General features: G+C 42.5%; 8 protein-coding genes and 3 pseudogenes. 7 read left to right on the forward strand and 4 right to left on the reverse strand.

The annotated features are described in order from the left end of the window. Nucleotides 1–377: 377 nt before the first annotated feature. Together R3X26_RS14015 and R3X26_RS14020 are read left to right on the forward strand one after the other, a co-directional pair. Nucleotides 378–521: pseudogene (locus R3X26_RS14015) on the forward strand (IS6 family transposase); the annotation flags it as partial. Nucleotides 522–722: 201 nt separating this feature from the next. Beyond that, nucleotides 723–1,154: pseudogene (locus tag R3X26_RS14020) on the forward strand (gfo/Idh/MocA family oxidoreductase); the annotation flags it as partial. Nucleotides 1,155–1,308: 154 nt separating this feature from the next. Here the strand turns inward: R3X26_RS14020 and R3X26_RS14025 are convergent. The 3 genes from R3X26_RS14025 to R3X26_RS14035 form a co-directional block, all read right to left on the reverse strand. Then, nucleotides 1,309–2,118: an SDR family NAD(P)-dependent oxidoreductase gene (locus R3X26_RS14025; RefSeq protein WP_317717956.1), complete on the reverse strand. Its 810-nt coding sequence runs from the start codon at nt 2,116–2,118 to the stop codon at nt 1,309–1,311. Between the two features lie 160 nt (nt 2,119–2,278). After that, the gene (napF, locus tag R3X26_RS14030; RefSeq protein ID WP_317717958.1) at nt 2,279–2,797 is read right to left on the reverse strand and encodes a ferredoxin-type protein NapF; all 519 of its coding nucleotides are present in this window, start codon (nt 2,795–2,797) and stop codon (nt 2,279–2,281) included. Beyond that, the gene (locus R3X26_RS14035) at nt 2,790–3,359 is read right to left on the reverse strand and encodes a molecular chaperone (protein WP_317717959.1); all 570 of its coding nucleotides are present in this window, start codon (nt 3,357–3,359) and stop codon (nt 2,790–2,792) included. The genes napF and R3X26_RS14035 overlap by 8 nt, the downstream gene beginning before the upstream one ends. Nucleotides 3,360–3,555: 196 nt before the next feature. On the opposite strand from R3X26_RS14035, the gene R3X26_RS14040 reads away from it, so the two are divergent. The 5 genes from R3X26_RS14040 to R3X26_RS14060 all read left to right on the forward strand — a co-directional run bounded on the left by R3X26_RS14040 (nt 3,556) and on the right by R3X26_RS14060 (nt 11,045). Continuing rightward, nucleotides 3,556–6,000, forward strand: a complete 2,445-nt coding sequence (locus R3X26_RS14040; protein ID WP_317717960.1) for a DmsA/YnfE/YnfF family dimethyl sulfoxide reductase — start codon at nt 3,556–3,558, stop codon at nt 5,998–6,000. Between the two features lie 11 nt (nt 6,001–6,011). Beyond that, entirely contained in the window at nt 6,012–6,632 is a 621-nt protein-coding gene (locus tag R3X26_RS14045) for a DMSO/selenate family reductase complex B subunit (protein ID WP_317717961.1), read from the forward strand. Between the two features lies 1 nt (nt 6,633). Then, nucleotides 6,634–7,479, forward strand: a complete 846-nt coding sequence (locus R3X26_RS14050) for a dimethyl sulfoxide reductase anchor subunit family protein (RefSeq protein ID WP_317717962.1) — start codon at nt 6,634–6,636, stop codon at nt 7,477–7,479. 977 nt (nt 7,480–8,456) lie between these two features. Then, the gene (locus R3X26_RS14055; RefSeq protein ID WP_317718003.1) at nt 8,457–9,500 is read left to right on the forward strand and encodes an alkene reductase; all 1,044 of its coding nucleotides are present in this window, start codon (nt 8,457–8,459) and stop codon (nt 9,498–9,500) included. Nucleotides 9,501–10,511: 1,011 nt separating this feature from the next. Continuing rightward, complete coding sequence (locus R3X26_RS14060) at nt 10,512–11,045, forward strand: hypothetical protein (protein ID WP_317717963.1); 534 nt, start codon at nt 10,512–10,514, stop codon at nt 11,043–11,045. Nucleotides 11,046–11,510: 465 nt separating this feature from the next. On the opposite strand, the pseudogene R3X26_RS14065 reads toward R3X26_RS14060, so the two are convergent. Continuing rightward, nucleotides 11,511–11,768 (reverse strand): annotated as a pseudogene (locus R3X26_RS14065) (IS4 family transposase); the annotation flags it as partial. Between the last annotated feature and the right edge of the window lie 29 nt (nt 11,769–11,797).

Below are 11,797 nucleotides of genomic sequence, written 5' to 3' on the forward strand. Positions count from 1 at the left end.
TGATTCATCTAAAGAATTGTTATCCGTATAGGAAGTCATCAATTGTATCCGGTGACGATGTCACGGAAAAATCATGAACATCCCCGCTCCCTTGTGTCAGACTACTTGTCTAGAGGCATTAAAAATGAGCGTAAAATTCACTGAAGCATTTAAAGGTGAAAATCATAGAACTCATCATCTCAGCCTTTATTCTTGGTTATGTTCTGAGCCAATGATTCAAAAGTGTTGAAGAGTTTTTCTTCTGGAGTCTCTTTTCTTCGTTCTAATAATAAGTTGCTAAACTGCTCAAAAGTGCCATCAATAATGGCAATTCTTCGATCACCCTTATTGATAGCTGGGTACTGTCAAGATAACCGATGCTATGGCAGTATTTCTTCATGAGCATATATAAAAGACATCGATTTCCTCCTGAAATCATCCGACATACCGTCTGGTTGTATTACCGTTTTAGCTTGAGTTTTAGAGATGGTGAAGATTTTCTAGCAGAGAGAGGCATTACAGTAAGTTACGAAACTATTCGAAATTCGGGCGTATCTATAGCAAACGTCTCAAGAAACACGCCGATCGATTTGGTGATACGTGGTTCATTGACGAGGTCATATTAATATTCGTGGTGAACGGTAGATCAGGATGGTGATGTTATCGGTATTCGCATCCAGAAAAGAAGTGTAATGATCCACTTCTGATAACTAGGTGGCCAAATTAACTATGCCACTTCAGTGAAAGCGATGCTTGGTGAACAAGCATTAGAAGATCGCACAATTACCGCTATTGGTCGCAGAGGGGAAGATGGTAATATCCACGAATCGAGCCTATTAATGCAATTTGGTGAACAACAGACGGCAAATGTACACACAGCAGAGGACCATGGTCTAAAGCACCAATTCACTATTCTTAGTAGCAAAGGTTGTATTACTCTAGATTCCAATCCGTGGTTACCGACGCAAGAAAACCAATTCAGTGTCGAAATCTACGAAGACTCAAAACGTACGGTTTCAGTTTTTGCAGAAGGCGATGCTTTTTTCTACCAGGTTCGTAACATTCGTGACGCGGTAGAGAACGGGTACAAAGAACTAGAAAGTCCATGCCCAACATGGGGAGATTCGCATCGTATCATGCAACTACTTACAGAATGGGAAACAGCTGTCTCATAGAAAGTAAAACTGTTGGTTGAACAGCAAAGCGGCGCCCAAATTAGTGTGCCGTTTTACGATCGTTTGAATTAAATATATAGGTACTTCCCAATTTTTCAATATGAGAAGTTATCCGAGAAATCATAGGTTCCAGAGTGTAATAAATACTTAGAACTCAATGAGTGGTGTATTTTGTTATCAATGTTTCGATCGTCGCTAAAACTTCATTGCTCTTTTTATCGTTAAGAGCATCAGTATGCGGGGACGCGAAAGCTGTAATATCGTTATCGAAGTAAGCACCATGTGCTTCAGAAAATTCTTGTGAAAGTGCTGCTTTGACCAAAATATCGGCTCCTAGTTGAATATCGTGACCAGGAATGTTGTATGCATTGCGAACCATTTTGCTGCCAAGAAATGATTTAGGGTTTACAGAAACCACTAATGGCCCTTTACCTTTTAATTTCAGTCCCAATACTCGTGACCACATTGTTAGCGCCAGTTTGCTTTGAGCGTAAGCTTCCCCATCGCTAAGCACCTTAGTTCCTTGGAGAGCTAGTAAATCAACGGAAGATTGTGCAGCCGAAGAAAGGTTAATAATACGACCAGACTCATCAAAAAGCGCTAAGAGTGATTTAACGAGAAGGTATGGAGCAATAGTATTTACCATAAATCGAATATCAAGATTTTCTTTTGTTTGGGTTTGTTGAGTTGAGTACACCCCTGCGTTATTGATGAGTATATCCAGTTTACCAAAGCGTTCAGCAACTTCTCTAATCATACTGTTGAGAGCATCAAAAGATGAAAGGTCTGCAACTATGGTGTCAATTTTACCAGTGCCAATCATGTCTAAAGACTTTTTTACATTCTGAACTTTTTGGTTGTTGCGACCATGGATAATGACATGATGACCTTGATGGGCTAATGCTTTCGCGGTCTCTAAACCAATGCCATCAGTTGACCCCGTGACTAATATAATTTTTTGCATAACTGGACTCTTTATCTGACCGTTAGTAATGCAACCAATTATAGACATTAGGCTTCATTACACTAGTGAGTAAAAAATCAAAACAGTTTATTGAAAATGTTGAAAGTCCACTGAGTTTAAACCGTACCGATCTAGGATGGAAATCACGTAATGCATTTTATTAATAGTGTTTATTATACAGCTTCATTAAAATTGCGTTTGAATAACAACTGGAGCGACATTGTCCGCAGCCATTGCAGAGCTCATTGTTTAGGCGTGGCAGTTCATCATCTTGAATCGAGATGGCATGCTGTGGGCAGGCGGAGGCGCATTGCTGACACTCCATCTGAAGATAATTGTTGCAGTTTTGCGAGAAGTGCGGACGCAAGTTGATGTCTAACGGTACCGAAGCGTGCAGAGCATCGCTCGGGCAGGCTTTGACACACTCGTCACACAAACTGCACTGGCTGTAATCGAGATTGAGCTGCGCGAGTTGGGCATCTAGCTCAATGACACTATTTGGGCAAACTTTTAGGCATTCACCACAGCCGTCGCAAAGACGCGCAAACAACGCCTCATCCACCGCGTGAGGTGGGCGAGCGACAGGGCGGGGTGTTATTTCTACTTGCCGAGCTCGTTTTACTGGTTGGCTAAAACGGCTCAGAAAGCCTCGTCGATTATTATCGATAGATTCACTCATCTAAATAGATCTTCTTTTTCACTACTTCTATGCGCTGTTGTTGAATCAATGCGTTTAGCCATTTCGAGACGTCTGCTGCTAATCGGTGATAAAACGAATTTGGCGCTTTGTCTCTGAATTGCTCAAGATAGGTTGAGCCCCAAGGCATTAAATGCTCTCCAAGTAGCTCACATGCTGCTTGTGTTTGGTCTTGCTCAAGAAAATATGCGCAGGCTAATAGCATTAAACCAAATTGATCCTCCGGCTCGCGTTGACCTGAATCTAATTCGATACCGTTCTGTTGTAAAAACAACCGATATTGCGTGTTCGATTCACCGAACAATACCTGCTCTCTGTCTAAATACACGGATCCCCAAGGTGGAACTGGCATGCAGCCCATTCCTTCAAATAGCACGCTAAAATCCTGTTCGAGCTGTTCTTCTGTTAAAGAAGTGAGCGCATGCAATGTTTCTGTTTGAAGAACATTGTCTGCCACTAAAGAGCGTACCAGCTCAACGGATTCTGATTTGCTCCGCTTGTGGTAGAACAGTGTTCCTAATATCTTAAAAGTATCGATAATCATTTTCATTTCAATAAATTAGCTTAACAATGTGTGTTTCTATTCTTTCATATTTACGTCAAGTTTAATCACAAATTTGACAATTTAAAATTAAATTCATATTCATGTTGATTTATATCAATAGTGGTTGCTCTCATCATTTTAATTGAAAAAATAACCCTTAATATAGTGTGTGAAAGCAATGTTAAGGCATCCAATTATGACGAAGAATAAACAGCAATCTGACTTGATGAATCTGACTCGTCGCGGGTTCATTAAAGCGAGTTCTGCGGTGGGTAGCGCAGCGGCGTTAGCCAGTGGTATTAGCTTACCATTTAAGTCTAGTTCTGTGCACGCAGCAGAATCAGTAACAAGTGACGAGAAAGTTGTTTGGAGCGCATGCACAGTAAATTGCGGTTCACGCTGCCCGCTACGAATGCATGTACAAAATGGTGAGATTAAATATGTTGAAACCGATAATACCGGTGGAGACGTGTTTGGAGACAGTCCTCAAGTAAGGGCTTGTCTTCGTGGACGCTCAATGCGTCGCCGAGTCTATAATCCAGATCGATTGAAGTACCCAATGAAACGGATTGGGAAGCGTGGCGAAGGAAAATTCAAGCGCATCAGTTGGCAAGAAGCATATGATGAAGTCGCCACAACGATGCAGCGCTTGATTAAAGACTACGGCAACGACTCAATCTATTTAAACTACGGTACGGGTACGCTTGGCGGAACGGTGACTAAGTCTTGGCCGCCAGCGTCAACATTGATTGCTCGTTTGATGAATTTATGCGGAGGCTATTTGAATCACTACGGTGATTACTCCACTGCGCAAATTTCGGAAGGTCTCAGCCATACCTACGGCGGTTGGGCGAAGAATAACTCATTCTCAGATTTGGCTAACGCAAAACTCAATATTCAGTTTGGTAATAACCCAGCTGAGACGCGTATGTCTGGTGGAGGGTTGATTCATCACTATGTTGAGAGTAAGAACAAGTCTAACGTAAGAACCATCATTATTGACCCTCGCTATACTGATACGGCAGGTGGGCGTGAAGACCAATGGATTCCAATTCGTCCTTCCACGGATGCGGCGTTGGTGGCAGGTCTGGCGCATGTGCTGATCACAGAGAACTATGTTGATCAGGCTTTCCTTGATAAATACTGTATCGGTTACGATGAGAAAACCCTTCCAGCATCTGCGCCTAAAAACAGTGACTACAAGTCATACATTTTAGGCTTGGGTGATGATGGGGTAGAAAAAACGCCAAAGTGGGCGTCTAAGATCACAGGGATCCCTGTTGACACCATTATCAAACTCGGCCGTGAAATGGGCGCAAACAAACCATGTGCGATTCATCAAGGCTGGGGAGTGCAACGCACGGCGAACGGTGAGTTAGCATCGCGCGCTATTGCTATGCTGTCTCTATTGACGGGCTCGGTAGGTGTGTCTGGTGGTTCAACAGGTGCGCGTGAGACTGATATCAATATTCCGTTTGTTCGTTTTCCAAAGGTTCCTAACCCAGTAAAAACCTCTATTTCGATGTTCTTGTGGACGGATGCAATTTACCGACACCATGAAATGACAGACAAAACCGATGGTGTGCGCGGTGCAGAGCGCTTAGCTAATCCGATCAAGATGATTTGGAACTACGCGGGTAACTGCTTGATTAACCAGCATTCGGAGATCAACCGTACTCACGAAATTCTACAAGATGAGAAAGCGTGTGAAATGATCGTGGTGATCGATAACCACATGACATCTTCTGCTAAGTACGCCGATATTATCCTGCCGGATTTAACTACCTCTGAACAAGATGACTGGGCGATGGACGGTAAGGCATCGAATGCGCCTTATTTCATCTATGCCCAGAAAGCGATTGAGCCTCAGTTCGAAGCGAAAAGTATCTACGAAATGTGCTCTGAAATCGCCAAACGTATGGGAGTAGAGAAAGAGTTTACCGAAGGGCGGACGCAACAAGAGTGGGTGGAACATTTGTACGCGGAAACCCGCAAACAAGATCCATCTTTGCCAACCTTTGAAGAGATGAAAGAGTTGGGAATTTATAAGCGTCAATATCAGCGTGATTACATCGCTTATCAAGATTTTCGCAATGATCCGCAAGCCAATCCGCTTTCAACACCAAGTGGCAAGATTGAAATTTACTCCGAAACACTAGCGAACATCGCTAAAGAATGGACGCTAAAAGAAGACGAGGTCATTCATCCTCTGCCTATCTATACGGATTCGTTTGAAGGGCACAATGATCCGCTAACCGCCAAATATCCGTTGCAACTGACTGGCTTTCACTTTAAAGCTCGTTGCCACTCTACATACGGTAACGTTGCGTTGCTTAAAGCCGCGGCGCGTCAGGAAGTATGGATTAACCCGATCGATGCCGAGGCTCGTGGAATCAAAAATGGTGACATGGTGAGTATCTTTAATGATCGCGGTGAACTGCGTATACCTGCTAAAGTTACGCCACGTATCTTGCCGCATGTAGTCGCGTTAGGAGAGGGCGCTTGGTATGCCCCCGATGGACAAAAAGTCGATCACGCTGGCTCGATTAACGTGTTAACCACCCAACGACCGAGTCCACTGGCGAAGGGTAATCCGCAACACACCAATCTGGTGGACATTAAGTTCGCTAATAAAGCATAAGGTAGGTAAAGATGAAACAATACGGCTTTTACATAGATTCAAGTAAATGCACAGGTTGTAAAACTTGCCAGCTTGCTTGTAAAGATTATCGGGACTTGGATGTGAAGCGCAATTATCGCCGTGTCTATGAATACGCCGGTGGCAGCTTTGTCCAAGATGGGGATACGTGGATCCAAAATGATGTGTTCTCTTACTATTTGTCCATTGCGTGTAACCACTGCTCAAATCCAGCTTGTGTGAAAGTGTGTCCGTCAGGCGCGATGCATAAACGCCAAGAAGATGGTTTTGTGGTAGTAAACGAAGAGGTTTGTATTGGCTGCCAGCACTGTAGCAACGCCTGCCCTTATGGCGCGCCTCAATTTAGCAAAGAGAAAGGCCATATGACTAAGTGCGATGGGTGCTACGAGCGTGTGGCTGATGGCAAGCAACCTATGTGTGTTGAATCTTGCCCTCTGCGTGCGTTGGAATTTGGGGAAATCCAAGTCTTGCGTGAGAAATACGGCACAACCGCTGATGTTGCGCCACTACCTTCTTCACACCTGACTTTACCCAATATTGTGATTAAGTTGAACAAGAATGCTAAGCCAACGGGTGATACAACGGGCTACTTAGCAAACCCTCAGGAGGTTTAAGATGATTTTCCATGAGTATTCTTTAATCTTCTTTACTGTGCTGGCGCAAACGGCTGTCGGTGGTTATTTACTCGTTAGCGCGCGTGCATTGGCCATGGGTTTTGATGAGGCAAAAATCAACAGCTACAAAGTGCCGATGTTTGCGTTGTGGGCGATTATGGGACTGGGCTTTTTGTTCTCGATCACCCATTTAGGCTCTCCGCTACGCGCATTTAACTCATTTAATCAGCTAGGTTCAGCGTGGCTGTCGAATGAAGTGTTCTTTGGCGCAGCGTTCTTCGCTGTTGGTGGACTACAGTGGTTACTTTCAGTATTGAATAAAGGCAGTGTCGCAGTTCAAAAAACCTTAATGATTGGTGCGATGGTCCTGGGCTGTATCTTTATGTATTCCATGGTGAATGTGTACATGATCAATACCGTTCCAACCTGGTTCAACATTTACACACCGTTAAGTTTTGTGATGACGATGGTGGTCTGTGGTTTATTGCTATCGCAGCTGGTGATCGTATCTGCCAAGGATAGCCGCTTCACTGTGGATCGAAATATCGTGATGTTGGCTGTTGTTGCCGTTGCCATTAGCCTGGTCGTGACGGTCGGCAAGATGAACCTTGTGAATGAAGTACAAAGTTCAATTGTTAAAGCTTCTGAGCTGGTGGATGGACTTGGTGGTTATCTGAGTGTGCAAGTGGCACTTTTACTGGCTGGTCTACTCATCTGGGTATTGCCGATGATCAATAAGTCGAGTGTCAACCTAGTTAACTTAACCGTCGCGCTAGTATTGATTTTAGCGTCGGAGTTGATAGGACGTGGTTTGTTTTACAGCTTACATATGACGGTCGGTTTCTAGGGCGTGTTGATTTTTGCTGTGTATCTTTTATGCAGCAATACATCGGTAGCCACATCATAGTAAACGCCAGTGATATCATACTGGCGTAATTTTTTGTGACTACTCACCGCCCCCCTAACGTGTTCGAACTCAAAGACACTAGTTTTGACGCTAATGCTTAATCAACAACTTGCTTGTGAACGATTACCGTAATGAGAGTCGCGCATTTAAATTAAAAATTGCTGTGCCCGATCAAAACACAAATTATTTATTTCCAAGCGCCAGCCTTGAATTTATTTTTAGTGATAGAAGGTAAGATTATAATTATAATGAATGGTACCGTATATTAAGCAGGACAATCCTTTGTGCTACCTTGTCAAGTCAAAACGATTAGGCAAAAATTGTTATGAGCTTGTTTATAACAAAAGAGACTCCCAATAATTAAGAATGGTATATGCAAGGAGGTAACTTTACTGCGGTGCTAACGGGGTAGATGAACATATAACTCATCTGGCCCCTAAAATTCATAAAGTAGGAGAGCACTGTGTCATTGTGTGTTTTTGCTTTAAATAAATATGCTGATTTCCTCCCTGTAAATCGCTCTAAAAGCGTCACAAGCTTACAAGGCAGTCTGGAAGCATACGTCTTGAACAAGTGTCTAAAATCTTGCTTAATAAGCGTTTGAAACGTTCTGATGACTGTTTCTGATTGTAAACTCGTTGGTTTACTAGGAGTATCGCGCATCAAGTTTGTTTGGACTAACAGACATTGGACTAAAACTAGAGGTATTAACGTAGGGCATGGGTATCTGAAAGTCGACTTAAAAAATGCCAGTAAAGCTAGGCCATTAAATTACTTTCTAGTTCATACCTTGAAAGTAATTTAAATAAGCCTCACCTATATCTTAATAAGAACAGATAAAAATACAACAAGTCCCACTTTGGTTGTTCGCGTAAACCATGAATCTTTTTATTAATGCTGCATTAGGATTATTTACTATGCTCAACACTTTATTCCAACCTTATTACCTTAACGATACGTTAACATTATCTAATCGAATTACAATGGCACCTTTAACTCGTTGCATGGCGAGTGATGATTTAGTTCCGACGGATCAAATGGTGGCATATTATGCGCGTCGAGCGGATGTCGGTTTAATTATTAGTGAAGCCACAATTATTCGTGCTGATGGCCAAGGCTTTCCTAATACGCCAGGGCTATTTACTCAAGCTCAAATTGACGGTTGGAAAAAAGTCACCGCGGCAGTACATGATAAAGGTGGCAAAATGTTTGCTCAACTTTGGCACTTAGGTCGCCAAGCTCATTCGCATTATTTTGGGGAAGGCATTGTTTATGCTCCTTCAGCGTTACAAATTGAGGGGACTTTACCGCGTGCTCGTGATTTACATTATGAAGTGCCAAAAGCGGCCGATAAAGAAGAGATAGCTCAATTAATTGCGGATTACACTCAAGCGGCTAAAAATGCGATTGAGGCAGGTTTTGATGGGGTTGAAATACATGCAGCTAATGGGTATTTAATCGACCAATTCCTACACTTTAACACTAACCTTCGTGATGATGAGTACGGCCAAACGCCAGAAAATATGGCTCGTTTTGCACTAGAGATCACAGATTCAATCAGCGCGGCAATTGGCCAGGACCGTACCGCTATTCGTTTATCACCAGCGGCTTACACTCATATTGAAATTGATGCTCGTGATAAAGAGGTGTTCGATTACTTACTGATGAAATTGTCTGATAGGAACTTAGCGTATGTACACGCAGGGATTTTTGATGACAGTGTGGTGTATGAGCATTTAGGCGGCAAAGTGTCACAATACATGCGCAAGACATTTACCGGTCATTTTATGGCTGTAGGTGGCTATTCAGCCGAGCAAGCCGCCAAACATATCGAAAATAATGATTTTGACTTAATCGCAATTGGTCGTCCATTGATTGCTAACCCAGATTACATTGAAAAAATTAAAAGTGGTAAAGAGCTCACCCAATATAGTGCTGATATGTTAGGTGAACTGATATAAGCTCGATATTCGAATTCAACCATCACAGTTGTAGTACGAACTCTGAAGGTCGCCAGTGGGTGGCCTTTTTCGTTATTGCACTTAATGTGATCTGTACTATCAAGTCAGGACACTGAGTTAAGATATTTCCATTCCTGCATGACACTTATTTATGGATTGCGAATTAGCACATCCATGGATACGTATTTGTCCAGAGATGTGCCAGCGCGGTTATCGCTAGCACGTTTCTGCCCCAAACCTTCTTAGTCCGAACGAACTGACCGCCTAGCCAGTACTGCAATAGACCAAATTAATCTAATCCGTACTTTGGGAAGCTTTCCGTTGTTCTACCCAGAAATTCTCAGTCAATATACACAACACGTTGATAGCAGTTTAGTTTCATAATAAATACCAGCAACATAGACGGAATGCAAAGACGGAAAAATCCTGTCTATAAAGCGTTATTTTTTCATCAATTTCTGTTGTAATTCAGAGTTATATAGATAGAATGTGCAACAGTTTACGAACGTATGGCATTGAGTTTATCTCTGTGCTGTCAACCGTCCCGCTAGGTTTGCTACTCCTTAAATAAGCGGGTTTAAAAAAAGTAGCAAAAGTCTGGACGTTCCTATGCCTAGTGTTTTGAAAGACTGGGGACAGTTGATGGAGGGTTTGCCTATGGTAGATCAGTCGTTGGCGAGTTCAGCAAGCTTACACCTGAGGCTCGGAGCTTTTGGTGTGCTGTTTGGAGCCTTGGTGGTGTTTTTTACGCCACCTGTAGCGTTCTGTCTTACAGTGCTTACTACTATCTTCTTGTCAAAAGTGTAACTGCTTAGGCACGTAACAGTTCGGCTGACGTGCCGCCTCTCTTTTCTGAACATCCTTCCAATACAAACATAACAAATTGTTCAACTGGATTCCAAAACGCTTGGCACTTTTGTAATGGTTAGCTTTTGTGGTTAAGGTGGTCATATCAAGTTTGGTGGCATTGTTTTGTCACTAGTTAACAAGGCTATGTGTATAGAGGAAACTATGGAACAGCAGGAGCTAGCAGTAATATTAGAAATGGTTGCGAAATCTCAGCCGAATCAATGGATTCCTGTAATTTCTGCTCTTGGAGGGGCATTCGTTGGTGGTTTGGTCACGTTTTTCCCCACAAAGTTTCTTGAAGATCGCAGATCTAAACAGTTTTCAGAACAAGTGCAAAACTCGATAATTTCGGAGATTTCGGCATTAATACGAGTTATAGAGAGTCGGGGATATCTTGAGTCCATTAAAGAGGCTGTAGAGTATCTAAAGAAAAACCCTAACAGTAATTACACTCTATTCGCCGATATCCCTGCTCATTACTCTCATATATATCAAGAGCAATGTAGACATCTTGGGGCATTGGAGCGAGAGGTAGCGCGAGATATTATAAACTTTTACCAGTTGATAGATGCGGTTGTCCAAGATATCAAACCAAATGGAACATTTTCAAACCACCCTAGCTTAGAAAGGTATCAAGAGTCCTTAGCCTTGTTTCAACTAGCAATGCAAATTGGTAAGAGTTTAGAAAAACGGTAGAACATACACTGAACTGCTCCAGTGATACTGGACACTCAAATAAGCGAGTTACCATACCTCAGTTAATTCAGGTTTTGCTAAATGAGAATATACGCAACTCGGAATTGTCCAGAGGCTTCATAGACCTGAAGTTTTACTCGTGGCACTTTTCTCAAAAGTGCCAGCTAACTCAGATCTGCCCCAAAACTGCTTAGCTCAAGATTCCTGACCACTTTCACATGTCAGTTCTTGGCCTACATATACTAATAACAGATTATAAATCTAGTTGAGTAATTGTTATTATACAGACATGTTCTGCAATCTGTGAGAGCAAGGGAGCTAAGGGTTGCAAGAACAGTATATTGCTGCTTAGGAGTCTGTATTTTAAAACAACACCATATAGACAATGTTTGCTGAAAAGATACTGTTATGATTTTAGTCGGAGGCTACAATTGGATAAAGATAGAGCACATGCCCTAATGCCGTTCACTTAAGGTGAACGGCATTGTTTTTTCTAGGATATCGGCTTGGCTTTTTCTTCACGACTCTAGGGAAAGATCTGTCTCGCCTTGGCTCTAATATTAAACTCTCACTCATCGAGTAAAAGTTCTGGAGTTGCCGCGGGATTGCTCCCGGTGATGAATATGGAAGACCGACTATTAAACGCATAATATGGGCTAATGCACCGTTGAAGCTTAGCTGATATGGCAAGTAATCTCCATTTAACGTATTACACATTTGTACTGTTACCAGCAATGCAAAAATGGGTCATC

This window comes from Vibrio sp. TH_r3 (genome assembly GCF_033101115.1).
In the GTDB taxonomy this organism is placed as follows: domain Bacteria; phylum Pseudomonadota; class Gammaproteobacteria; order Enterobacterales; family Vibrionaceae; genus Vibrio.